Raw genomic sequence first — 22,540 nt, 5'->3', positions numbered from 1 at the left:
GCCGCCGCGGAAGCGGTCGCGCCGCCACCCGCCCACGAGGCGGACGCGGGCACGGCCGTCGTGGCGGAGGCCGTGCCGACACCGCCGTCGGGCTGCGAGGCACTCCCGGGGACGGCGGCTTCGCCGCTGTCCGGCCGCGCACCTGCCGCCGTCGCGGGCGCGGGGGCGCCACCGGCATCGCCCGGCGCGGGGCCGGCGCCCTTGCCGTTCGCCTGCGGCGCGGCTGGCGCGGCCGCCGTGCCGCCTGCCCGTGAGGCCGCCTCAGCGGCGCCGTCGTCGCCGTTCGCTCGGCTGTCGCGGTGTTCCAGGTAGCGGCGCAGGAGGGGGCGGACCAGTTCGCCGGCCAGTACTGCCAGGAGCAGGTATATCGACAGGGCCAGCCACAGGAAGCCCGGCCAGGCCAGGGTCTGCTGGAGCCAGAAGGGGGCGCCGGAGCGTTCGGCGATCAGGGCCGTGATCGCCAGGACCCACCCGCCGGCGATCAGGGCCGCGCCCGCGCGGCGGCCCGGTCCCGGGCCCCGGGTCGTGTCGCGGAACAGGCGGCGCCACACGTACCAGTTGGCCGTCACGATGACGGTCAGGACCAGTACGGCGACGAGTACGAAGACGATGACCACGGTGCCGTTTCTCCCGATCGCCGCTATGACGTCCGGCGCAGTGCGCGCAGACCACGCAACCCGATGGCCCCGACGACCGTCCCCAATACGAAGGAGACGATCGCGAGCAGCAGGTGCACCCAGAAGTAGGCCGTGGGATCACCGTCGTCGAAGGCGAGCCCGCTGCCGTCGTTGACGAGGTTTTTGACGAAAGTGATCCAGATGACCCAGCTCCACACCCCGAAGGCGAGCAGGAACCAGGAGACGGGGCGGCTGAGCTTCATGAGACCAGTATCGCCAGGCCGTGTCCGGTTCCGTTCCCGGGGTGGGGCCGGAGGCGGGACTTCCCCCCGTACGGCATGTACGTTTCCGATCGTGCCCGCTCCGAAGAAGACCGCCAGGCGATCCCTGCTGGTCACCTCCGCCGTCCTGTCGTCCCTCGCCCTGGCCGCGCCCGCCGCCGTCGCCACCCCGAAGCCGTCGGACAGCCCGTCGGCGAGCGCGAGCCCGTCGGCGACTCCCCCGGCGTCGATGTCGACCGTGGGCGGCGCCCGGCTCGGCAGGCCGGGCACGCAGGTGAACCTCGCGAGCGGCGTGCCGGTGCTGCCCAAGGACGTGACCGCCCGCTCCTGGATCGTCGCCGACGCCGAGACCGGTGATGTGCTGGCCGCGCACAACGCGCACTGGCGCCTCGCCCCGGCGAGCACGCTGAAGATGCTGTTCGCGGACACCCTGCTGCCGAAGTTCCCCAGCGACACCAAGCACAAGGTCGTGCCCGCGGACCTGGCCGGCATCGGCGCGGGTTCCAGCATGGTCGGCATAAAGGAGGAGGAGACGTACACGGTCCACGACCTGTGGCTGGGCGTCTTCCTGCGCTCCGGCAACGACGCCGTGCACGTGCTGTCCGCGATGAACAAGGGCGTGGAGAACACCGTCCGGGAGATGAACGAGCACGCCGAGGAGCTCCAGGCCCTCGACACGCACGTGGTCAGCCCGGACGGCTACGACGCCGAGGGGCAGGTGTCGTCGGCGTACGACCTGACGCTGTTCGCCCGCTCCGGGATGCAGAAGAAGGACTTCCGCGAGTACGCCTCGACGGTCCGCGCCAAGTTCCCCGGGCAGACCAAGAAGGGCAAGAAGGGCAAGAAGGTCCGCGAGTCCTTCGAGATCCAGAACACCAACCGGCTGCTGTCCGGTGACACGGACGTGCCCGTCTACGAGGGCATCGCGGGCGTCAAGAACGGCAACACCACCAACGCGGGTGCCACCTTCACCGGCGTCGCCGAGCGCGGCGGCAAGGTGCTGCTGGTGACGGTGATGAACCCGGAGAAGTCCGAGCACAACGAGGTCTACAAGGAGACGGCCCGGCTGTTCGACTGGGGCTTCAAGGCGGCCGGGAAGGTGCAGCCGGTGGGCGAGCTGGTGCCGCCCAAGGGCGCGACGCAGGCGAAGCCCGGCGCGAACCCCTCCGGCGAGGCGGGCGGCTCCGGGGACGGCGGCGGCACGGCCGGGACCGGTTCGAAGCCGGTGGCCGGCGCCCCTGCCGTGGACGGCTCCAGCGGCATCGGGACCGCGCTCGGCATCACGGGCGGCGTGCTGGTGCTGCTCGCGGGCGGGGCGTTCCTGGTCAACCGCCGTTGGCCGCTGCCGGATCTGGTGCGCCGCCGCACGCGTCCCTGATCTCGGGGACCTCGTCCTCCTTGCTCCCTGTCGCCGTCCAGGCGGCGCAGAACAGCACCAGCTTCGAGGTGAAGTTGATCCACAGCAGCAGGGCGACGGGCACCCCGAACGCGCCGTACATGCTCTTCGCGGCCACGCCCTGCAGATAGCCGCTGAGCAGCAGCTTCAGCAGTTCGAAGCCGATCGCGCCGGTCAGCGCCGCCACGAACAGGCGGTGGCGGGTCGGCTCGACGCCGGGCAGCAGGGTGAGGACGTAGAGCAGGAGCAGGAAGTTGGCGAGGACGGCGATCAGGAACGCGGCGATGTGCAGCAGGACCCCGCCCCAGCCGCCTTCGTCGATGCCGAGTTGCCGGGTGATCCAGCCGATCATCGCGGAGGCGACGGCGGAGGCGGCGATGGTGACGAGGAGCGCGCCGCCGAGGCCGACCAGGACGCCGGTGTCCTTGGCGTAGCGCAGGAGCGGGTTCTCCTCCTCCTCGGGCAGCTCCCACACGGCGCGCAGGCACTCGCGCATCGAGCCGGCCCAGCTGATGCCGGTGAACAGCAGCAGCGCGCCCGCGATGAGGCCGATGGTGCCGGCGTTGTCCACCAGGCCGGCGACGTCCAGCTGGTCGGAGATGCCGGGGACCTGCTCGGCGAGCTTGTCCTGGAGCTTCTCCTCCTGCTCCGTGCTGAGGGTGGCGGCGGCGATGGTGGCGGACACCGTGAGCAGCGGGAACAGCGCGACGAAGCTCCGGAAGGTCATCGCGGCGGCCAGCCGCGGCCATTTCACGCGGTCGAGCCGCTCGTACGACCGCCACGCGTGGGTGATCATCAGCCGCTGTGACCACGGTCCGATCACCGGGAGCTTTTTCAGCCAGTCCATGATCCGACTCTGCCCTCCGCCCGGAACACCCATGTACGGGTACCCCAGAACCGCAGGACTGTGGCCAGCGCCATGCCGACGACCGCGCCCGAGACGGTGTCCGCGCGCTGCGAGGTGAGACCGAGGCCGTAGTGGCTCAGCGCCAGGCAGAGCAGCTGTACGGCGGCTCCGGCGAGGTTGACCGCGAAGAACACGGCGTAGGGGCGCAGGCCCGGTGCGCGGGCGGTGTGGTAGGGGCCGAGGGCGTTGCCGGCGTAGGCGACCGTGCAGGCGGCCAGGAAGGACAGGGACTTGGCGGTGAGCGGGTCGAGTCCGGCGGGGCCACGCAGGTAGGTGAAGAGGGCCAGGTCGACGGCGTAGGCGAGGAGTCCGGCGGCGGCGAAGCCGATCAGTTCCCGGCGGCACGGCGGCGTGGGGTTGCGCCACGCGCGCGTGCTCACCAATTGGCCACGGCCAGGCCGTACATCGCCATCCAGGCCACGCCGATGAGCGCGAGGGCGCGGTCGCGCAGGACGACGTCCTCGGGTTCGCCGGCCGTGCCCCGGTCGGCGAAGACGGCGTATCTCAGGATGGCCAGGATGAAGGCCACCATGGACAGTTGGCGCCAGGGCAGCACGCTGGTGTGCGGGACGCCGCCCTCCTCCATGGCCCACAGGCAGTAGCCGAGGACGGCGACACCGGCCGCGAGCTGCCAGACGAAGCGCAGGTAGCCGGTGGTGTACTCGGTGAGCAACGCCCGTGTGGCGCCTGCCTTCGAGGCCATCTGGACGGCTTCCGAGTAGCGCTTGGCCGACACCATGAACAGCGCGCCGAAGCCGGTGGTGATAAGGAACCAGCGGGACAGCGGGATGCCGAGGGCGAGTCCGCCGATCATGGCCCGCATCAGGAAGCCGGTCGTGACGACGGCGAGGTCGACGACGAGGACGTGCTTGAGGCTGATGCAGTAGGCCAGTTGCAGGGCGAGGTAGGCGGTCAGCAGGGCGGCGACGGCGGGTCCGCACAGCCAGGCGGCGGCGGTGGGCGCGAGGACGCCGAGGCAGCCGCCGACGGCGTAGGCGACGGGTACGGGGACCTGTCCGGCGGCGACGGGGCGGTGCCGTTTGACGGGGTGGGCGCGGTCGGCGTCGGCGTCGCGGGCGTCGTTGACCAGGTAGACGGCGGCGGCGCAGGCGGTGAAGAGGACGAAGACCAGGGCGAGTTGGACGAGGGCGTGCCGGGAGAACAGCTCGCCCGCGGCGGCCGGGGCGGCGACCACGAGGACGTTCTTGACCCACTGCCTGGGGCGCGCGGTCCGGAGGAGACCGGCCGGGATGCCTCCCTTGCGGGGTGGTGCGGACCGCTCCTGGTGGGTGCGCTGCCGCAGGACGGCCGTCTCAGTCATGGTCGGCGCCTCCCCGCATCCAGCGGGCGCCGAGCCGGGCCGTGAGGGCGCCGAGGGCCGCGCCGGCGGCGATGTCCGTGGGGAAGTGGACGCCGGCGACCAGCCGTGAGACGCACACCAGACCGGCGAGCGGCGGGACGGCGTGGGCGCCCAGGGCGCCGAAGGCGACGGCGGCGGCCGCCGCTGAGGTGGCGTGCGAGCTGGGGAAGGAGTGCCGGCCGGCGGTGCGCACCAGGGGCACGACGTGCGCCGGGCGCGGCCGGCGCACGACCCGCTTCACCCCCATGCTGACCAGATGCGCCCCCGCGGTCAGCGCGGTGCCGCGCAGCCAGGCGCCGCGCCTTGGGCCGTCGACGGCGGCTCCGGCGAGCCCCGCCGCCAGCCACAGCGCCGCGTGCTCCCCCGCCCAGGACAGGGCGCGCGCGGCGCCTGCCACGCGCGGGTCGGTGCCGCACTCCCTGAGCGCCGAAACGATCCGGTGGTCCATGTCGTGCAGGTCGTCGAGGTCGTCCATGTGGACTCACTGTTCACGCCCATCAGGCCTGAACTCCGGCAATATTGAGCGACATCCCATTAATCACCCATTTCGGGGAGGGATGCCATGTTTCCGAACTGATAGTCCAGACTAGGGCGATACGGTCACGCACATGTCTGCCGACACCGATTACGACCCGGACGTCATGGGCCTCGACCACACCACCGTCACGGGCTGGGGCCGCACCGCCCCCACCGCCGCCCGGCTGATCCGCCCCCGGTCGTACGAGGAGGCCGCGGCAGCCGTCCGGGGCTGCGGAGCCCGCGGCGGGATCCCCCGGGGCCTGGGGCGGGCGTACGGGGACGCGGCGCAGAACGCGGGCGGATCCGTGCTCGACATGACGGCCCTGGACCGGGTGCACGCGATCGACGCCGACGGCGGGACCGTGCTGTGCGACGCGGGCGTCTCCCTGCACCGGCTGATGGAGGTGCTGCTGCCGCTCGGCTGGTTCGTGCCGGTCACCCCCGGCACCCGCTACGTCACCGTCGGCGGGGCGATCGGCGCCGACATCCACGGCAAGAACCACCACGTCTCCGGCTCCTTCGCGCGGCATGTGCTCGCCCTCGAACTGCTCACCGCCGACGGCGAGATCCGCACGGTGATCCCCGGCACGCCGCTCTTCGACGCCACGGCCGGCGGCATGGGCCTGACCGGGGTGATCCTCACCGCGACGATCCGGCTCCAGCCGGTCGAGACCTCGCTGATGTCGGTCGACACCGAGCGGGCGACGGACCTCGACGACCTGATGGCCCGGCTCGCCGCCACCGACCACCGCTACCGCTACTCGGTCGCCTGGATCGACCTGCTGGCCCGGGGCGCCGCCACCGGCCGCGCCGTCCTCACCCGCGGCGACCACGCCCCGCTGGACGCGCTCCCCGCGCGCCTGCGCCGCGACCCGCTCGCCTTCCGCACCGCGCGCCTCCCGGCCACCCCCGAACTCCTCCCCGAGGGCCTGCTCAGCCGGACGAGCGTGGGCCTGTTCAACGAGCTCTGGTACCGCAAGGCCCCTCGCGCGCAGACCGGCCGCCTCCAGCGGATCTCCCCGTTCTTCCACCCCCTGGACGGCGTGCCGCACTGGAACCGCGTCTACGGCCGCGGCGGCTTCGTGCAGTACCAGTTCGTCGTCGGCTACGGCCGTGAGGACGCCCTGCGCCGCGTCGTGCGCCGCATCTCCGAACGCCGCTGCCCGTCCTTCCTGGCCGTCCTCAAGCGCTTCGGGGAGTCCGACCCGGGCTGGCTGTCCTTCCCGGTGCCGGGCTGGACGCTGGCGCTGGACATCCCGGCGAACCTGCCCGGCCTCGGCGCGTTCCTCGACGAACTCGACGAGGAGGTCGCCGCCGCGGGCGGACGCGTCTACCTCGCCAAGGACGCCCGGCTGCGCCCGGAGCTGCTCGCGGCCATGTACCCGCGTCTCGACGACTTCCGCGCGCTGCGCGCCGAGCTGGATCCGCGCGGGGTGTTCGTCTCCGACCTGGCCCGCCGCCTCAGTCTCTGAGCAACCTCTAGGAGCTGCTGTCATGAAGGACGCCTTCGGCCTCCCCCAGTCCCTGCTCGTCCTCGGCGGTACGTCCGAGATCGCGCTGGCCACCGCCCGCCGTCTGATCGCCCGTCGCACCCGTACGGTCTGGCTGGCCGGCCGCCCCTCCCCCGCCCTGGAGGAGGCCGCCGGGCAGCTGCGCGGGCTCGGGGCCGACGTGCACACCGTCGCCTTCGACGCGCTCGACCCCGCCTCCCACGAGGCCGTGCTCGGCAAGGTCTTCGCCGAGGGCGACGTCGACATGGTGCTGCTCGCCTTCGGGCTGCTCGGCGACCAGGCCCGCGACGAGCGCGAGCCGGAGGCGGCGGTGCGGGTGGCGCAGACCAACTACACCGGCGCGGTCTCGGCGGGACTGGTGTGCGCCCGTTCGCTCCAGTCCCAGGGGCACGGCTCGCTGGTCGTGATGTCCTCCGTCGCGGGCGAGCGGGCCCGCCGGGCGAACTTCATCTACGGCTCCAGCAAGGCCGGCCTGGACGCCTTCGCCCAGGGCCTGGGCGACGCGCTGCACGGCACGGGCGTGCACGTCATGGTCGTCCGCCCGGGCTTCGTGCGCACCCGGATGACCGCCGGGCTGCCCGAGGCGCCGCTCGCGACCACGCCCGAGGCGGTCGCGACAGCCGTGGAGCTGGGCCTGCGCCGCCGCACGGAGACGGTATGGGTACCGGGGACGCTCCGCGTGGTGATGGCGGCGCTGCGGCACCTGCCGCGCGCGGTGTTCCGGCGGCTGCCGGTCTGACCTCGCGAGCGGGGTCAGCGGGTGGGGACCGAGCCTCGTTCCGCCCGACCGGTCTGTGGGGGGACCACCGAGCCGCCGAAGGGGAACTCGCGGAGCTTGCGCCAGACGCCGTCGGCGCCCTGCTCGTAGAGGGCGAAGCCGGTGCAGGACCACTCCGCCTCGTAACCGGCGAGTTCCTCGAAGGCGCGGTCCATGGCCGTCTCGTCGATGCCGTGCGCCACGGTGACGTGCGGGTGGTACGGGAACTGCAGTTCGCGGGGGGCCGGCCCGGCGGGGTCGCGGACCTGCTCCTGTAGCCGTGCGCAGGCCTCCGCGCCCGCGACGACCCGGACGAACACCACCGGCGACACGGGCCGGAACGTGCCGGTGCCGGACAGCCGCATGGGGAACGGGCGGCCGGCCGCGGCGACCTCGGCGAGATGCGCCTCGACGGCCGGCACGGAGGCTTCGTCGACCTCGGTCGGCGGCAGCAGGGTGACGTGCGTGGGGATGCCGTGAGCAGCGGCGTCGCCGAAGCCCGCGCGCAGCTGCTGGAGCTCGCTGCCGTGAGGCTCCGGGACCGCGATCGAGACACCGATCGTTACGGTCCCCACGTCGTCTCCTGTCATGTCAGTGTGGCCGCTGATACGACCACCCGGTTATCGACTGTACGGCCACGACCGGGTTACGGGCAGGCGCAACCGGAGTGATGTACAGCGCTGTTCGGTGGTACGGCTGTGCGCGCGGGTGGCGTTCAGTGCTTGGCGGGCAGGAAGCCGACCTTGTCGTACGCCTGCGCGAGGGTCTCGGCGGCGACCGCCCTGGCCTTCTCGGCGCCCTTGGCGAGGATCGAGTCGAGCGTCTCGGGGTCGTCCAGGTACTGCTGGGTGCGCTCCCGGAACGGCGTCACGAACTCGACCATGACCTCGGCGAGGTCCGTCTTGAGCGCGCCGTACATCTTGCCGGTGTACCGCTCCTCCAGCTCGGCGATGCTCTCGCCGGTGAGGGTCGAGTAGATCGTGAGGAGGTTGCTGACGCCCGGCTTGTTCTCGGCGTCGTAGCGGATCACCGTGTCGGTGTCGGTGACTGCGCTCTTGACCTTCTTGGCCGTGGCCTTGGGCTCGTCGAGGAGGTTGATGAGGCCCTTCGGCGTGGACGCCGACTTGCTCATCTTGATCGACGGGTCCTGGAGGTCGTAGATCTTCGCCGTCTCCTTGAGGATGTACGGCTTGGGGAGGGTGAACGTGTCGCCGAAGCGGCCGTTGAAGCGCGTGGCGAGGTCGCGGGTGAGCTCGATGTGCTGGCGCTGGTCCTCGCCGACCGGGACCTCGTGGGCCTGGTAGAGCAGGATGTCCGCGACCTGGAGGATCGGGTACGTGAACAGGCCGACCGAGGCGCGCTCGGCGCCCTGCTTGGCGGACTTGTCCTTGAACTGGGTCATCCGGCCGGCCTCGCCGAAGCCGGTCAGACAGTTCATGATCCAGGCGAGCTGGGCGTGCTCGGGGACGTGGCTCTGCACGAAGAGCGTGCAGCGGTCCGGGTCGAGCCCCGCGGCCAGCAGCTGGGCGGCGGCCAGGCGGGTGTTCGCGCGGAGGTCCTTCGGGTCCTGCGGGATGGTGATCGCGTGCAGGTCGACGACCATGTAGAACGCGTCGTGAGTCTCCTGCAGGGCCACCCACTGGCGGACGGCGCCGAGGTAGTTGCCGAGGTGGAACGAGCCGGCGGTGGGCTGGATCCCGGAGAGCACGCGAGGTCGGTCAGAGGCCATGCTCACCATTCTCTCAGGTCCCGGGGGCCGATCCGGAACCGGCCGGAAACAGACGGGCTCCCGTTGGGCCCCGGCGGTGTAACAAGGGTGAGGCACGGGTGCGGCTGCCCCCGGGCCGGCTCGGGCGGGGGCCGTTGTGGCCGTCGTCGGGCCGATGGGGAGGGGGAAACCGATGCGGGCACGGGGCGGGGTGGACAGACGCCGGGGCCGGGCCCGCGGCGGGCCGCGAGCCGGGCTGGGAGTTCCACGTCGCCGGAGCCGGGTGGGTCCGGCACTGTTCCGGGGCCGGGCGGGATCGGCCCGGTGGCGGGGGCGTGTGGCGTGGTGGGCGCTGGTGGGGTGCGTGGCGGCGGTTCTGGCCGGGGGTGCGTCGGTTTCGGCCGCCGCTGCCGTCCCGGCGCGTGGGCGGGACGTTCCCGACGTGGCCATGGTCGTCGCGGGCGGGACCGGGCGGACCACGGCGGTGCGCTCGGGGCAGCGCGACTTCGCCCGGCTGTGGCAGCTCCTGCAGCCCATGCACAGGGAGACGGAGCGGGTGCCGGACGACTGGGCGGAGGGGGACTTCCCGCAGGTGCGGCTCACGGTGCTCTGGGGGCTGTCCGGGGTCGGCGGCTGGCCGAGCACGAACCGGCCGCCGGGCGGGGACGTGGCCGTCGAGCGGCAGGACCAGCTGGTGGTGGCCGAGGACGGCACGCCCTGGGTGCGCTCGGATCCCAGCCCCACCGTGGAGGACGACGACATCCGCTGGCACCGGGCGCCGCGGTCCGTCTTCGAGCGGTTCGACCTGGCCCGGCTGCTCGGTGACACGGCGGGCGGGCCCGTCGCGAGCCCGGCCGCCGCGGCGGACCTGGACGGTCCGGTGCGGGGTGACGTCCGGTGGGCGGTGGCGGCGGGGGTGCTGGGGCTCGCCGCCGGGGCGGGCGGCACGCTGCTGGTGCGCCGCGCGGCGGCCCGGCGCGAAGCCGGACCGCCGCGGGAGGAGCCGCGTCAGGTGCTGATCGACCTGGACGAGTGACGGGCCGGGTACGTCGGCCCGGGCCCTGAACGGGTGAGGACCCCGGGCGTCAGCCCAGGTCGATCTCCGGGTAGAGCGGGAAGCCGGCCACGAGGTCGGTGGCGCGCTGGGAGATCTCGTCGGCGACCTTGGCGTCGAGGACGTGGGACGCCTTGGAGGGAGCACCCGACTTGGTCGTGCCCGGCTCCGCGGTGGTCAGGACGCGGTCGATGAGGCCCGCGACCTCGTCCATCTCGGCGGTGCCCAGGCCGCGGGTGGTCAGGGCGGGGGTGCCGATGCGGATGCCGGAGGTGTACCAGGCACCGTTCGGGTCGGCGGGGATGGCGTTGCGGTTGGTGACGATGCCCGAGTCGAGCAGCGCGGCCTCGGCCTGGCGGCCGGTGAGGCCGTAGGAGGAGGCGACGTCGATCAGGTTCAGGTGGTTGTCCGTGCCGCCCGTCACCAGGGTCGCGCCACGGCGCATCAGGCCCTCGGCGAGCGCGCGGGAGTTGTCGACGATGCGCTGGGCGTAGTCGCGGAAGGACTCCTGGCGGGCCTCTGCCAGGGCCACGGCCTTGGCGGCCATGACGTGCGGCAGCGGGCCGCCGAGAACCATCGGGCAGCCGCGGTCGACCTGGTCCTTCAGCGAGTCGTCGCACAGGACCATGCCGCCACGGGGGCCGCGCAGCGACTTGTGGGTGGTGGTCGTCACGATCTGGGCGTGCGGCACCGGGTCGAAGTCGCCGGTGAGGACCTTGCCCGCGACCAGGCCCGCGAAGTGCGCCATGTCGACCATGAGCGTCGCGCCGACCTCGTCGGCGATCTCGCGCATGATCCGGAAGTTCACCAGACGGGGGTAGGCGGAGTAGCCCGCCACGATGATCAGCGGCTTGAACTCGCGGGCGGAGGTGCGCAGCGCCTCGTAGTCGATGAGGCCGGTGGCCGGGTCCGTGCCGTAGGAGCGCTGGTCGAACATCTTGCCGGAGATGTTCGGGCGGAAGCCGTGGGTGAGGTGGCCGCCGGCGTCCAGGGACATGCCCAGCATGCGCTGGTTGCCGAAGGCGCGGCGCAGCTCGGCCCAGTCGGCCTCGGAGAGGTCGTTGACCTGGCGGGCTCCGGCCTTCTCCAGGGCGGGGACCTCGACGCGCTGGGCGAGGACCGACCAGAAGGCGACGAGGTTGGCGTCGATGCCGGAGTGCGGCTGGACGTAGGCGTGGCGGGCGCCGAACAGCTCCTTGGCGTGCTCGGCGGCGAGCGACTCGACGGTGTCGACGTTGCGGCAGCCGGCGTAGAAGCGGCGGCCGATGGTGCCCTCGGCGTACTTGTCGCTGAACCAGTTGCCCATGGTCAGGAGCGTGGCCGGGGAGGCGTAGTTCTCGGAGGCGATCAGCTTGAGCATCTCGCGCTGGTCGGCGACCTCCTGGCCGATGGCGTCCGCCACGCGGGGTTCGACGGCGCGGATCACGTCGAGGGCGGCGCGGTAGGCGGTGGAAGCGGGGGTGAGCTCTGCTGACATGGGGACCTCCGGACGTTGCGTTCAGCGTTCACGGTACGGCCCAGGCGCACGGCTCTGACTGCTCGGGCCGCTCCCCGATGGTTGGTCCCATCCCAGCGCGCCAGTCACGGCCCTCGGTCAGCCTACCGGGTGGGGTGGGCGGGGAGCGTCTGCCGGGTTGTTCTTCGTCGCCGGGTGCGGGTGCTCTGTGGTTGATCGCGCAGTTCCCCGCGCCCCCGATGTACCTCCCCCTGCGCTCCGTTCACAAGATCACGTGCGGCAGGAAGCGGGCGTACTCGTCCGTTATCAGGCCCGAGGACTCGCGGATGCCGAGGCCCGCCGACTCGTTCTCCACCACCCAGGCGCCCAGGACCACGCGGTTGCCGTCGAAGTCGGGGAGGGGGGCCAGTTGCTGGTAGCAGCAGGGTTCGTCGCGGAGGACGGGGGCCGTGCCGGGGTCGTGGATCGTGACGCCCGCGCCCTCGCGGCCGAGGAGGGGCTTGGCCACCCAGCCCGTGGTGGACAGGTCGCGGGGGCCGTCCAGGTACGCGGGGAGGAGGTTCGGGTGGTCGGGGTGGAGCTCCCAGAGGATCGCCAGGAGGGCCTTGTTGCTGAGGAGCATCTTCCAGGCCGGTTCGATCCACAGGGTGGAGCCCGTGCCGCCGCCGTTGTCGAGGGTGTCCAGGACGTGGTCGGCGAAGCGGTCCGTGGTGAGCCATTCCCACGGGTAGAGCTTGAAGACGCTGCGGATGAAGCGGAGGCGGTGGTCGACGAAGCGGCGGGAGAGGCGGTCCCAGCCGATCTCCTCCATGGCGATCCAGTCGGTGGCCAGACCGGCCTGTTCGGCGGTCTCCTTGAGGTAGGCCACCGTCATCATGTCCTCGCCGAGCTCGTCGGCCGAGGAGTACGCGAAGTACAGGGGGCTGCCCGGCGGGAGGAGGGCGGCCTGCTTCTTCCAGGCGTCGACGAGGCGTTCGTGGAGGGAGTTCCACTGGTCGGCGCCGGGGAAGCGCTCCTCCATCCAGAACCACTGCGGGGACGCGGCCTCGACCAGGGAGGTCGGGGTGTCGGCGTTGTACTCCAGGAGTTTGGCCGGGCCGGTGCCGTCGTAGCGGAGGTCGAAGCGGCCGTAGACGGAGGGCAGTTCGGCGCGGCGGTGCCAGGCCTCGGCGACCGCCCGGGCCACCCGGGGGTCGGTGATGCCGAGGTCGGCGAAGCGGTCCTCGGTGACGATGTGGCTTGCCGCCGCCAGGCACATGCGGTGGAGGTCCTCGACGACCTCTTCGAGGGCCTCGACCTCCTCCAGGGAGAAGACGTAGTGCGCGCTCTCGTCCCAGTAGGGGCGCAGGGAGTCGTCGGGGTAGCGGGTCAGGGGGTAGATCAGGCCCTGTTCCTCGACGGTCTGCTGCCAGCCGGGGCGGGGGTCGATGGTCCTGCGTTGCATCTGCCGTGCCCGCCCGTCAGCCGCCGCCGCTGCCGGAGCAGCCGAAGCCGCCTCGGTCGACGGCCTCGCTGCGGCTGAAGGTGCCGTCGTCGGCGTAGCCGCCGCTGACGTCGGCGTCGTAGTACCAGTCGGCGTCCGCGGCCCTGGTCTTGCCGGTCTTGCGGCCCGTGCCGACGGAGGACGTGCCGGACGAGCAGTTCTTGTCGGCGACGACCTTGTAGCCGTTGATGTAGTCGTAGCTGTCCCGGTCGACGCAGCGGCGGTCCGGGTCGGAGCCGCAGGCGGACAGGGCCGCCGCGAGGACGCCCATGCCGCCCAGCACCACCGTGCTCGAGCGCAGCCTTCGCCGTGTTTCGGCCATGTGCGTGTCTCCCCCGTGTCGCCGCGTCGTGCACTGCCAGCGGTCAGCCTAGAGATCGGTGCGATCGGGCGCGCATGGCCCCCCGTCGACGGGCGCTGTCCTACTGTCGATTTGTGATCTTTGGAATGGTGTGTGCCCTCGGTGCGGCGGTCTGCTTCGGTACGGCGACGGTGTTGCAGGCGATCGCGGCGCGCTCGGCGGCGGCGACCGGGCCGGGCGGGGACGTGGCGCTGCTATGGCGGGCGCTGCGGCAGTGGCGGTATCTGGCCGGTCTCGCGCTGGACGGGCTCGGTTTCGTGCTCCAGATCCTCGCGCTGCGATCGGTGCCGATCTATGCCGTGGGGGCGGCGCTGGCCGCGGCCCTGGCGGTGACGGCCGTGGTCGCGGCGCGACTGCTCAAGGTGCGGCTGAGCCGGGTCGAGTGGGCGGCGGTGGCGGTGGTGTGTGCCGGGCTCGCGCTGCTGGGGCTGGCGTCGGGGGCGGAGGGGGACGAGCCCGGGCCGGGGTGGCTGCCGTGGGCGATGCTCGGGGCGGCGGCGGGTGTGCTGCTGCTCGGGGCGTTCGGTGGGCGGCTGCCGGAGCGGGGGCGGGCGCTGGCGCTCGGGCTCGGGGCGGGGCTGGGGTTCGGGGTGGTGGAGGTGTCGGTGCGGCTGATCGACGGGTTCTCGCCGGGTGAGCTGTTTCCCAACCCGGCGACGTACGCGCTGCTGCTCGGCGGCGGGGCGGCGTTCCTGCTGCTGACCTCGGCCTTGCAGCGCGGGTCGGTGACCACGGCGACGGCGGGGCTGGTGCTCGGGGAGACGGTGGCGCCCGCGCTGATCGGTGTGGTGTGGCTCGGGGACCGGACGCGGCCGGGGCTGGGGTGGCTGGCGATCCTCGGGTTCGCGGTGGCGGTGGCGGGGGCGCTGGCACTGTCGCGGTTCGGGGAGGCGCCGGTGGCGGCGGAGGAGGACGCGGTCGCGCCGCGGTGAGCGGCGGTGTTATCCCGGCTGTTGGGTTTCTTCGCCTTCCGGACACATGCACGGACGGGGATGTGTCGAGTCCGGCTTGCGGGCGTTCCCGCGGACGAGCGGAAAATGTTTGTTGAATCTTGAACGCGGGGTGAGCGCTTTCCGTAAAGGACGGCGTGACCAGTAATCCCGTCACGGTCACCGTGGCCTATCACGTGACGCCGGGCCGTGCGGCCGACTTCCACTCCTGGGGGTGGGCCATGCTGGGCGCGACCGCGCGGCAGCCGGGGTTTCTGGGGGGTGGGGTACTTGTCGACGGAGGGGCGGAATGGCATGTCGTCTATCGCTTCGCCAGCGAGGGTGCGGCCCTGGCCTGGGAGAAATCGTCCTCCCGGGAGCAGTGGGACGCCTGGTTGGACGGGGTCGCCCGGGAGGGCGAGCGGCGCCGGGTGCCGGGCGCCCGGGCCTGGTTCGACGCGCAGACGCTGACGCCCGCGCCGCCGGCTCCGCCGTCCAAATGGAAACTGTGGTTCGTGAATATGAGCGCGGTTTTTCCGCCGGTGCTCCTCTTCAATCTGACGGTGCTTCCCTATCTCGGTGACCTCAACGCACTGTTTCGCACGCTGTTGTTATGCCTGTGTGTGACGGCCCTGGTCACCTGGATTCTCATGCCGCGGCTCCAGCGTTTCTTCAGGAAATGGCTGTACCCGTCGCTCCAGGCACTGCGGGGGCGGCACAAACGCCGGGCCACATAGGCCCGCGAACGAACAGAGGGAGGTGGGCGGGTGAAGACCCTGCTCATCGACAATTACGACTCGTACACGTACAACCTGTTCCAGCTGATCGCCGAGGTCAACGGCGAGGAGCCGGTGGTGGTCCGGAACGACGCGTCCGTCGACGGCCTTCCCGATCTGCGGGCGTTCGACAACCTCGTGGTCTCCCCGGGTCCCGGGCATCCGGGCGTGGCGCGCGACTTCGGCATCGGGAGCAGGCTGCTCGCGACCTCCCCGGTTCCGGTGCTCGGTGTGTGTCTGGGGCATCAGGGCATCGCGCTCGGGGAGTCCGGGCTGGTGGGGCCCGCCCCTGAGCCCCGGCACGGGCATCTGTCCACGATCCGGCACAACGGGCGGGACCTGTTCCACGGGCTGCCGCAGCACTTCACGGCCGTCCGCTATCACTCGCTGGCCGTGCGCGAGCCCCTGCCGGAGACGCTGGAGGCCACGGCGTGGGCGGAGGACGGCGTCCTGATGGGGCTGCGGCACCGCGACCGGCCGCTGTGGGGGGTGCAGTTCCATCCCGAGTCGGTCCTCACGGAGTACGGGCACCGCATGCTCGTCAACTTCCGCAACCTCACCGCCGAGCGGGCGGGCAAGCTGCGCACGAAGAACACGGCGGTGACGATGCCTGCGGCGGTTCGGCGCCGGGCGGTACCGCCGGAGTGCGAGACCGGGATCCGGCGCGCGCCGGGGGGTCTCTTCGACACCGCCGCCCTTCGCCGGCCCGTGGTCGCGGCGGTCTTCCAGGTCACCGCGGTCAGCCGAGGCACCGCAAACCCACCCACCCGGGCAGGCTCGGCCGCCCTGCCGGGCGATCCCCCCACCCGGGCAGGCTCGGCACCCCGGCCGGGCGATGCCCCGACCCGAACCGGCTCGGCACCCGTGCGGGGCGATCTCCCCACCCGGATCGGCTCGGCACCCGTGCCGGACGATCTCCCCACCCCGAACGAGACAGCGGCCGCGGCGCCCGGCGGTGCGGACGGGGCCCCTTCACCGGCCTGGGGCATCACGGCCGCGGGACGCGGCACGGACGCCCGAGGCATCCCGGGCGCGGGGCGGGAGGCCCATGCCGAGGGCACTCCCAAGCCCGGCGGCACCGAACCGGTCGGCGCGGCCACTCCTGTGCCCCAGGGCATCCCGACCGCGGAGCGGAGCACGCGCGCCGGAGGCATCCCGGGCGGGCAGCCCGAAGCGCACGACGAAGGCGGCCCGGGCGGGCAGCCCGAAACGCGCGACGAAGCCGCCCCGAGCGCCGGGCCGAAGGCGCACGCCAAGGCCGAGCCCGAGCCCGGCGGCACCGAACCGGTCGGTACGACCGCGCCGGCGACCCAGGGCATCCCGACCGCGGAGCGGGGCACGCGCGCCGGAGACATCCCGGGCCGGCAGCCGGAGCCGCGCGACGAAGCCGCCCCGGGTGCAAGGTCGGGGGCTCATGGCGAAGGTGTCCTCAAGTCCGGTGGCGGACCGGCCGGTACAGCCGCCTCAGTGGCTCGGGGGGTTCCGGGCGCGAGGGCGGGAGCGTGCGCCGGAGGCGTCTTTGGGCCCGGCGGGTCGTCCAGGTCGGGCGTTGCCGAAGAGGGTGGGCACGGGGCCGGAGGCGGATCGGCGGGGTCCGTCGATGTGGCCGCCGCCATCCCCCGCCCCCGGCGCCCCGGCCGGGTCGGGTATCGGCTGCATACGCGGCGGGTTGTGGGGGCGGTGGATGCCGAGGGGGTGTTCCGGCGGATGTTCGCGGGGTCCCGGCGGGCGTTCTGGCTGGACAGTTCGCTCGTGGAGCCGGGGCGGTCGCGGTTCTCGTTCCTGGGGGACGACCAAGGGCCGCTGGCCGAGTTCGTGCGGTACGACGTCGAGGCCGGGCGGTGTGAGATCGAGCGGGCCGGGCGGCCCCTGCGGCGAGTCCGGGCGAGCGTGTTCGACTATCTCAAACGGCAGTTGGGCAACCGCCGGGTGGACGCGACCGGGCTGCCGTTCGACTTCACCGGCGGTTACGTCGGGTACTTCGGCTACGAGATGAAGGCCGACTGCGGGTCGTCCAACCGGCACCGCTCCCCCACCCCGGACGCCGCCTGGCTGTTCGCCGACCGGGTGATCGCGGTGGACCACGAGGAGGGCTTCACCTACGCCGTGTGCCTCGCGGAGGACACCCCGCAGGCCGCGAGGGAGGCCGCGGACTGGCTGGAGGGCGCGCTCGCCGCTCTGTCCTGCGTGGCCGATGAGAGCCGACCCGCGCCGCCCGCGCCCGCGCCGCCGCCCCCGGCGGATTCCGGCGCCGCCGAGCCGTGGCTGGTGCGCGACCGGGCGACGTACCTCGCCGACATCGAGGCGTGCCGGCGGGCGCTGCGGTCCGGCACCAGCTACGAGGTGTGCCTGACGAACGCCGCCCGGTTACCCGCCCCGCCCGACGCGCTGGAGTACTACCGGACGCTGCGCCGCGACAACCCGGCCCCCTACGCGGCGTTCCTGAGCTTCGGTGAGCTCCAGGTGGCCGGTTCCTCACCCGAGCGGTTCCTGCGGATCGGCCGGGACGGCACCGCCGAGGCCCGGCCCATCAAGGGCACCGCGCCTCGGGGCGACGGGCCGGAGGAGGACGCCCGGCTGCGGGACGCGCTCGCCTCGGACGCCAAGACCCGGGCCGAGAACCTGATGATCGTGGACCTGCTGCGCAACGACCTGGGGCAGGTCTGCCGGACCGGCAGTGTGCGGGTGTCCAGGCTGATGGCGACGGAGACGTACGCGACCGTGCACCAGCTGGTGTCGACCGTGGAGGGCAGGCTGCGGCCCGGGACGGACGCGGTGGACTGCGTGCGGGCCTGCTTCCCGGGCGGGTCGATGACCGGCGCGCCGAAGCTGCGCACACTGGAGATCATCGACTCGCTGGAGACCGAGGCCCGCGGCGTGTACTCCGGCGCCCTCGGCTACTTCGGCTGCGGCGGCGGCGCGGACCTCGCCATCGTGATCCGGACCGCGGTCGTCACCGACGGCGTGATGCACCTGGGCGCGGGCGGCGCGATCGTGCTCGGCTCCGATCCGGAGGCGGAGTACGACGAGATGCTGCTGAAGACGGCCGCCCCGATGCGGGCCCTGCACCGGCACACGGCCGACCGGACGCGGCAGGACCCGCCGGGGCGGACGGCCCGGGCGGCCGGGGAGGCCCGGCGATGACCAGTCCACAGGTCGCCCTGGACCCGGCCGCGACCGAGGCGCCCGGCAATCTCGCGGCCCACCTCGCGGAGCTCGCCGAGCGGCGCGGCTGGACCGGGCGGGCCGCCTTCCACCAGGGGCACCGCGCCTGGACCCACGGCGAGGTGCACGACCTCGCCGCCCGCGCCGCGACCGTGCTGGCCGGGCAGGGGGTCGGCCCGGGCGACCGGGTGCTGCTGGCGCTGCCGGACTCCCTCGCCTGGGTCACGGCGTTCCTCGCCACCGCCCGTCTCGGCGCCGTCGCGGTCCTGGTCAACCCCGATCTGCCCGCCGCCGACCACACGTTCCTGGCCGGCGACGCCGACCCGGCGCTGTGTGTGACGGGGCCCGGCCTGGAGACGCGGTTCAGCGGCCGGGCGGGGCTGGGGGCCGACCAGCTGATGGCCCTCGCCCCCGCCGCCGGGCCCGCCGACGCCCACCAGGTCGGCGCGCACAGCCCGCTCTACGTGCAGTACACGTCCGGCACCACCGGCCGCCCCAAGGGTGTCGTGCACACGCACGGCGATCCACGGACGTACCACGACCTGGTCGGGCGGCGGGTGCTGCGGATCACCGCCGAGGACGTGACGCTGTCGGTGTCGAAGCTGTTCTTCGCCTACGGGTTCGGCAACTCGTTCGTCTTCCCGCTGTTCTCCGGCTCGTCCGCGGTGCTCGTGGACCGGCGCCCGGCGCCCGCCACCATCGACGAACTCGTCGCCCGGCACCGGGTGACACTGCTGTACTCCGTGCCGTCCGCCTACGCCGCGCTGGTCGCCGAGCGGGGGCACGGGCACGAGGGCTGCTTCGCCTCGGTGCGGGCCGCGGTGTCGGCCGGCGAGGGGCTGCCGGAGGGGCTGGCGCGGCAGGTGAGCGCGCTGCTGGGCGCCCCGGTGCTGGAGCAGATCGGCTCCACCGAGGCCGGGCACGCGTTCTGCGCCAACGGCTTCGCCCACAACCACCCGGGCACCGTCGGCCCGCCCGTCCCCGGCTTCGAGGTGGTACTGCGCGACCGTGACGGCCACCCGGTGCCGGACGGCGACGAGGGCGAGATGTGGGTGCGCGGGCCGACGGTGACGCCCGGCTACCTCGACCGGCCCGAGGAGACCGCCCGGACCCTCGTGGGCGGCTGGCTGGCCACCCGGGACCGGGCCCGCCGCGAACCGGACGGCACCTACCGGCACCTGGGACGCGCCGACGACATGGAGATGGTCGGCGGCATCACCGTCTCGCCGCTGGAGGTGGAGGCCGTGCTGCGCGGCCATCCGGCGGTCCGGGAGGTGGCGGTCGTGGCGGTTCCCGACGGGCGCGGCGCGAGCCGGCTGCGGGCGTTCGTGGTCCCCGCCCCGCCGGTCCGGGACGGTCTGGCGGAGGAGCTGCTCGCCCTGGCGCGCGAGAGCCTCGCCGCGTTCAAGGTCCCCCGCAGCGTCAGCTTCGTGCCGACGCTGCCCCGCACCCCGACCGGGAAGCTGCGCCGCCATCTGGTCCGGAAGGGCGCCTGGTGAACACCACGGAGAGGAACGACCCCATGCGACAGCCCCTGTTCGCCGACCGAGGGTTCTATCTGGGACCGGTCTTCCGGCGTGCGGCCGACCGGCACGGGACGGTGTTCGTCACGCTCGACCGGCCGCTCGACGTCGCCCCCGACCTCGGGGTCGATCTGAGCTACCGGGTGCTGGCCGAGGTGGTCGAGGAGGTGTCCGGCCGGTTGTGGCAGGCCGGGGTGCGCCCCTCGGAGCAGGTCGTCGTGCACAAGGCGGACAACGTCGACATCATGCTGCTGACCTGCGCGATCTCCCGTATCGGGGCCGTGCCGGTGCTGCTGTCGCCCGCGCTGGCCCCCGAGGTGGCCGGGCAGCTCCTGGCACGGCTGCGGCGGCCCTGGCTGATCACCGACGGCGCGACGCTGGCCGGCCTGGCGGACGTCGGTCTGTCCGGGCTGGTGCGGCGGACACTGACCGTGGACGAGGCGCCCGGGGCCGAGCCGCTGGCGGCCCACTCCGGCGCCGAACCGCCCCCGCCCGTCCGGCTGCACCCGCGTGAACCCGCCCTGATCACCCACAGCTCCGGCACCACCGGCGTCCCGAAACTGGCCGTGCACTGCGCGCAGACGATGTGGAACCGGCTGGTGCCGCAGCAGGTGATGGGCCGGCCCACCCGGGGTGAGACGGCCGCGCTGCACATGTCGTTCGTGCACTCGCGCTTCTACCATCTGCTGGGCGTGCTCCTGCACTTCGGCAGCCCGCTGGTGCTGATCACCGACCCGGACCCGGCCGCGGTCGGGCCGCTGCTGGCCCGGCACCGGCCCGGCATCGTGGAGACGCACCCCAACACGTTCGTGCTGTGGGAGGAGCTGGCCGGTGCGCCCGGGGCGCCGCTGTCCCGGGTGCGGTCGTACGGCTCGACGTTCGACGCGATCCATCCGCGTACCGTGCGGCGGCTGCTGGACGCCTCCCGGCGCCGCACGCCCTGGCTGATCCAGCTGTACGGGCAGAGCGAGACGGGGCCGGTGGTGTTCCAGGTGGTGACCCGGCGCAGCGCCGCGCGGGCGGACGGGCGCCGGGTCGGGTTCTCGATACCCGGCTTCACCCGGGTCCGGGTCACCGACGCCGACGGCGTGCGGGTCCCGCCGGGCACCCCGGGCCGTATCGAGGCACGCACCCGCGGCCGGATCCTCACCTACCTCGGCCTCCAGGAGCGCTACGACCGTCAGCTCACCGACGGCTGGTGGGACATGGGCGACCTGGGCTACCGCGGGCGCCTCGGCGCGCTGTACCTGCTCGACCGGGAGGCCGACCGGATCGACGCCGTGCACAGCAATCTGGAGGTCGAGGACGCCCTGATGTCCCGGCTGGAGGAGTTGCGCGAGGTCGTGATCGTGCGCGGGGCGGAGCGCGAGCCGGTGCCGGTGGTGTGCGTGCGCGGCGAGCGGCCCCTGGATCCGGAGCGCTGGCGGCGGGCCACGGCCGGGCTGCCCGCGCTGGCCGAGCCGCGGCAGTGGCGGTTCGAGGAGCTGCCGATGACGGCGACCTGGAAGGTCAAGCGCGGGGAGGTCGCCCGGATGCTCATCGAGGGGGTGCGGGCATGACCCCGGTCCTCGTCGTGGGCGCCGGGCCCGTGGGCCTGTCGGCGGCCCTGGCGCTGCGGGCCCACGGCCTGCCGGTCACGCTGCTGGAGGCCGACCCGCGGAAGCGTGAACGGCCGGGCAGCCGGGCCCTGTTCGTGCACCGCGAGACCCTCGCCCTGCTGGACGCGATGCTGCCCGGCCTCGCCGCCGAGATCACCGCGTACGGACGGACCTGGCACACCCGGCGCACCCTCTACCGGGGCCGTGAGGTCTACGCCCGGACCTATCCGCCCGTGTCCGGCCCGCCGCCCTTCACCAGCCTGCGCCAGCGGGACACCGAGCGCTTTCTGCGCGCGGCCTGTGAACGGGCCGGGGTCGACGTCGTGTGGGACGCCCGTGTGACGGGTGTGCGGACCACGCCGACCGGCGTGTCGCTGACCGGCGAGGACGGGCGGGTGTGGAGCGGCCCGTACGCGGTCGCCGCCGACGGGGCGCGCTCCGCGGTCCGCCGCGCGCTGGGCATCGAGCTGGAGGGGACGCGCGGCGAGGGCTTCCACGTGGTCGCGGACATCGCCGATGTGCCGGGCGCCGAGCTGCCGTTGGAGCGGGTCTTCCACTACGAGCATCCCGGGGCGGGCGGGCGCAGTGTGATGCGGGTGCCGTTCACCGGGGGCTTCCAGATCGACCTCCAGTGCCGCGACGGCGACCGGCCGGAGGACTTCGGCACCGAGGAGGCCGTACGGCGCCGGCTGCCCGCGCTCGTCGGGGAGGGGTACGGCGAGCGGATCCTGTGGGTGTCGTCGTACCGCTTCCTGCGCATGGTGGCGGCCTCGTTCACCGATCCGCACCGGCGGGTGCTGCTCGCCGGTGAGGCGGCGCACCTCTTCCCGCCGTTCGGGGCGCGCGGGATGAACAGCGGGATCGCGGACGCGGCGGCGGCCGCCGAGGCGATCGCCGCGGGGACCGGCGCGGCGGTCGGGCACTTCGCCGAGGTGCGGCGCGCGGCGGGCCTGTTCAACATGGCCGCTGCGGGCACGGCCCTGGACCATCTGCGGCCGCGCCGCCGGATCGTCCGGGCCCGGCAGCGGGCCGCGGCGGCCCTGGCGCCGGTGCTGCCGTGGTGTGGATCATGGCTGGAGCACGCGCCCTACGGACCCCGGCGCGGGGCACCGGCGGTCGCGGGCCGCACGTACTGAGGA

At 73.4% G+C, this 22,540-nt stretch carries 20 protein-coding genes and 1 riboswitch; of the genes, 10 read left to right on the top strand and 10 right to left on the bottom strand.

Going from position 1 to position 22,540, the window contains the following annotated elements; genetic code table 11:
• Window positions 1-640: 640 nt before the first annotated feature.
• Window positions 641-880 (bottom strand): SCO4848 family membrane protein, encoded by a 240-nt coding sequence (locus tag ACFZDE_RS11820; protein WP_390993404.1) that lies wholly within the window; start codon window positions 878-880, stop codon window positions 641-643.
• A gap of 91 nt (window positions 881-971) precedes the next feature.
• Here ACFZDE_RS11820 and ACFZDE_RS11815 point away from each other — a divergent pair, with 91 nt between their 5' ends.
• Entirely contained in the window at window positions 972-2,276 is a 1,305-nt protein-coding gene (locus ACFZDE_RS11815; RefSeq protein ID WP_391199554.1) for a D-alanyl-D-alanine carboxypeptidase family protein, read from the top strand.
• On the opposite strand, the gene ACFZDE_RS11810 is transcribed toward ACFZDE_RS11815, so the two are convergent.
• The 4 genes from ACFZDE_RS11810 to ACFZDE_RS11795 are packed head-to-tail and all read right to left on the bottom strand — an operon-like array spanning window position 2,224 to window position 5,036.
• A complete protein-coding gene (locus ACFZDE_RS11810; RefSeq protein WP_391199553.1) occupies window positions 2,224-3,141 on the bottom strand; it encodes a YhjD/YihY/BrkB family envelope integrity protein in 918 nt (305 codons plus the stop codon). The two genes, ACFZDE_RS11815 and ACFZDE_RS11810, sit on opposite strands and share 53 nt — an antisense overlap.
• The gene (locus ACFZDE_RS11805) at window positions 3,129-3,581 is read right to left on the bottom strand and encodes a GtrA family protein (protein WP_391199551.1); all 453 of its coding nucleotides are present in this window, start codon (window positions 3,579-3,581) and stop codon (window positions 3,129-3,131) included. Before ACFZDE_RS11805 ends, ACFZDE_RS11810 begins: the two co-directional genes overlap by 13 nt.
• Window positions 3,578-4,522: a decaprenyl-phosphate phosphoribosyltransferase gene (locus ACFZDE_RS11800; RefSeq protein WP_390993396.1), complete on the bottom strand. Its 945-nt coding sequence runs from the start codon at window positions 4,520-4,522 to the stop codon at window positions 3,578-3,580. Before ACFZDE_RS11800 ends, ACFZDE_RS11805 begins: the two co-directional genes overlap by 4 nt.
• Window positions 4,515-5,036, bottom strand: coding sequence for a phosphatase PAP2 family protein (locus ACFZDE_RS11795; protein WP_390993394.1), 522 nt, complete (start codon window positions 5,034-5,036; stop codon window positions 4,515-4,517). Before ACFZDE_RS11795 ends, ACFZDE_RS11800 begins: the two co-directional genes overlap by 8 nt.
• A 133-nt stretch (window positions 5,037-5,169) precedes the next feature.
• Between ACFZDE_RS11795 and ACFZDE_RS11790 the strand changes: the two genes are divergently transcribed.
• Window positions 5,170-6,552 carry an FAD-binding protein gene (locus tag ACFZDE_RS11790; RefSeq protein ID WP_391199549.1) on the top strand — a complete coding sequence of 461 codons (1,383 nt, stop codon included), beginning with the start codon at window positions 5,170-5,172 and terminating at the stop codon, window positions 6,550-6,552.
• 22 nt (window positions 6,553-6,574) lie between these two features.
• A complete protein-coding gene (locus ACFZDE_RS11785; protein WP_097219499.1) occupies window positions 6,575-7,330 on the top strand; it encodes a decaprenylphospho-beta-D-erythro-pentofuranosid-2-ulose 2-reductase in 756 nt (251 codons plus the stop codon).
• Window positions 7,331-7,344: 14 nt separating this feature from the next.
• Here ACFZDE_RS11785 and ACFZDE_RS11780 read toward each other — a convergent pair whose 3' ends face one another.
• Together ACFZDE_RS11780 and trpS are read right to left on the bottom strand one after the other, a co-directional pair.
• Window positions 7,345-7,923, bottom strand: coding sequence for a 2'-5' RNA ligase family protein (locus ACFZDE_RS11780; protein ID WP_390993388.1), 579 nt, complete (start codon window positions 7,921-7,923; stop codon window positions 7,345-7,347).
• A 140-nt stretch (window positions 7,924-8,063) separates the two neighbouring features.
• Entirely contained in the window at window positions 8,064-9,077 is a 1,014-nt protein-coding gene (trpS, locus tag ACFZDE_RS11775; protein WP_391199547.1) for a tryptophan--tRNA ligase, read from the bottom strand.
• Window positions 9,078-9,504: 427 nt separating this feature from the next.
• Here trpS and ACFZDE_RS11770 point away from each other — a divergent pair, with 427 nt between their 5' ends.
• Window positions 9,505-10,092, top strand: a complete 588-nt coding sequence (locus ACFZDE_RS11770; RefSeq protein ID WP_391199907.1) for a hypothetical protein — start codon at window positions 9,505-9,507, stop codon at window positions 10,090-10,092.
• 49 nt (window positions 10,093-10,141) lie between these two features.
• Here ACFZDE_RS11770 and ACFZDE_RS11765 read toward each other — a convergent pair whose 3' ends face one another.
• The 3 genes from ACFZDE_RS11765 to ACFZDE_RS11755 all read right to left on the bottom strand — a co-directional run bounded on the left by ACFZDE_RS11765 (window position 10,142) and on the right by ACFZDE_RS11755 (window position 13,371).
• Window positions 10,142-11,587, bottom strand: coding sequence for a glycine hydroxymethyltransferase (locus tag ACFZDE_RS11765; RefSeq protein WP_391199546.1), 1,446 nt, complete (start codon window positions 11,585-11,587; stop codon window positions 10,142-10,144).
• Between the two features lie 31 nt (window positions 11,588-11,618).
• Window positions 11,619-11,705: riboswitch (ZMP/ZTP riboswitch) on the bottom strand.
• 123 nt (window positions 11,706-11,828) lie between these two features.
• Entirely contained in the window at window positions 11,829-13,010 is a 1,182-nt protein-coding gene (locus ACFZDE_RS11760) for a glutathionylspermidine synthase family protein (protein WP_391199544.1), read from the bottom strand.
• Between the two features lie 16 nt (window positions 13,011-13,026).
• Window positions 13,027-13,371, bottom strand: a complete 345-nt coding sequence (locus tag ACFZDE_RS11755; RefSeq protein WP_390993380.1) for a hypothetical protein — start codon at window positions 13,369-13,371, stop codon at window positions 13,027-13,029.
• A 125-nt stretch (window positions 13,372-13,496) separates the two neighbouring features.
• Between ACFZDE_RS11755 and ACFZDE_RS11750 the strand changes: the two genes are divergently transcribed.
• From ACFZDE_RS11750 to ACFZDE_RS11725, 6 genes are all read left to right on the top strand, one after another.
• On the top strand, window positions 13,497-14,342 hold the full coding sequence (locus ACFZDE_RS11750; protein ID WP_391199906.1) for a hypothetical protein: 846 nt from the start codon (window positions 13,497-13,499) through the stop codon (window positions 14,340-14,342).
• A gap of 155 nt (window positions 14,343-14,497) precedes the next feature.
• Window positions 14,498-15,076 (top strand): antibiotic biosynthesis monooxygenase, encoded by a 579-nt coding sequence (locus tag ACFZDE_RS11745; RefSeq protein WP_391199543.1) that lies wholly within the window; start codon window positions 14,498-14,500, stop codon window positions 15,074-15,076.
• Between the two features lie 30 nt (window positions 15,077-15,106).
• Window positions 15,107-18,259, top strand: a complete 3,153-nt coding sequence (gene pabB / locus ACFZDE_RS11740) for an aminodeoxychorismate synthase component I (RefSeq protein ID WP_391199541.1) — start codon at window positions 15,107-15,109, stop codon at window positions 18,257-18,259.
• Window positions 18,256-19,779 (top strand): AMP-binding protein, encoded by a 1,524-nt coding sequence (locus tag ACFZDE_RS11735; RefSeq protein ID WP_391199540.1) that lies wholly within the window; start codon window positions 18,256-18,258, stop codon window positions 19,777-19,779. The genes pabB and ACFZDE_RS11735 overlap by 4 nt, the downstream gene beginning before the upstream one ends.
• Window positions 19,780-19,802: 23 nt before the next feature.
• Window positions 19,803-21,362, top strand: coding sequence for an AMP-binding protein (locus tag ACFZDE_RS11730; protein ID WP_391199538.1), 1,560 nt, complete (start codon window positions 19,803-19,805; stop codon window positions 21,360-21,362).
• Window positions 21,359-22,537 (top strand): FAD-dependent monooxygenase, encoded by a 1,179-nt coding sequence (locus ACFZDE_RS11725; protein ID WP_391199536.1) that lies wholly within the window; start codon window positions 21,359-21,361, stop codon window positions 22,535-22,537. Before ACFZDE_RS11730 ends, ACFZDE_RS11725 begins: the two co-directional genes overlap by 4 nt.
• Window positions 22,538-22,540 lie beyond the last annotated feature (3 nt).

This window comes from Streptomyces sp. NPDC007929, from assembly GCF_042959065.1.
GTDB lineage: Bacteria > Actinomycetota > Actinomycetes > Streptomycetales > Streptomycetaceae > Streptomyces.
The sequence above is the reverse complement of the archived record's forward strand: the minus strand, read 5'-3'. Positions and strand labels throughout refer to the sequence as shown.

Excerpts from the sequence above, each read along its gene's own strand:
- ACFZDE_RS11790 (WP_391199549.1), top strand. The coding sequence starts at position 5,170 with ATGTCTGCCGACACCGATTACGACCCGGACGTCATGGGCCTCGACCAC.
- ACFZDE_RS11750 (WP_391199906.1), top strand. The coding sequence starts at position 13,497 with ATGGTGTGTGCCCTCGGTGCGGCGGTCTGCTTCGGTACGGCGACGGTG.
- ACFZDE_RS11795 (WP_390993394.1), bottom strand. The coding sequence starts at position 5,036 with ATGGACGACCTCGACGACCTGCACGACATGGACCACCGGATCGTTTCG.
- trpS (WP_391199547.1), bottom strand. The coding sequence starts at position 9,077 with ATGGCCTCTGACCGACCTCGCGTGCTCTCCGGGATCCAGCCCACCGCC.
- ACFZDE_RS11755 (WP_390993380.1), bottom strand. The coding sequence starts at position 13,371 with ATGGCCGAAACACGGCGAAGGCTGCGCTCGAGCACGGTGGTGCTGGGC.
- ACFZDE_RS11765 (WP_391199546.1), bottom strand. The coding sequence starts at position 11,587 with ATGTCAGCAGAGCTCACCCCCGCTTCCACCGCCTACCGCGCCGCCCTC.
- ACFZDE_RS11785 (WP_097219499.1), top strand. The coding sequence starts at position 6,575 with ATGAAGGACGCCTTCGGCCTCCCCCAGTCCCTGCTCGTCCTCGGCGGT.
- ACFZDE_RS11760 (WP_391199544.1), bottom strand. The coding sequence starts at position 13,010 with ATGCAACGCAGGACCATCGACCCCCGCCCCGGCTGGCAGCAGACCGTC.
- ACFZDE_RS11770 (WP_391199907.1), top strand. The coding sequence starts at position 9,505 with ATGGTCGTCGCGGGCGGGACCGGGCGGACCACGGCGGTGCGCTCGGGG.
- ACFZDE_RS11735 (WP_391199540.1), top strand. The coding sequence starts at position 18,256 with ATGACCAGTCCACAGGTCGCCCTGGACCCGGCCGCGACCGAGGCGCCC.
- ACFZDE_RS11730 (WP_391199538.1), top strand. The coding sequence starts at position 19,803 with ATGCGACAGCCCCTGTTCGCCGACCGAGGGTTCTATCTGGGACCGGTC.
- ACFZDE_RS11810 (WP_391199553.1), bottom strand. The coding sequence starts at position 3,141 with ATGGACTGGCTGAAAAAGCTCCCGGTGATCGGACCGTGGTCACAGCGG.
- ACFZDE_RS11800 (WP_390993396.1), bottom strand. The coding sequence starts at position 4,522 with ATGACTGAGACGGCCGTCCTGCGGCAGCGCACCCACCAGGAGCGGTCC.
- ACFZDE_RS11725 (WP_391199536.1), top strand. The coding sequence starts at position 21,359 with ATGACCCCGGTCCTCGTCGTGGGCGCCGGGCCCGTGGGCCTGTCGGCG.
- ACFZDE_RS11820 (WP_390993404.1), bottom strand. The coding sequence starts at position 880 with ATGAAGCTCAGCCGCCCCGTCTCCTGGTTCCTGCTCGCCTTCGGGGTG.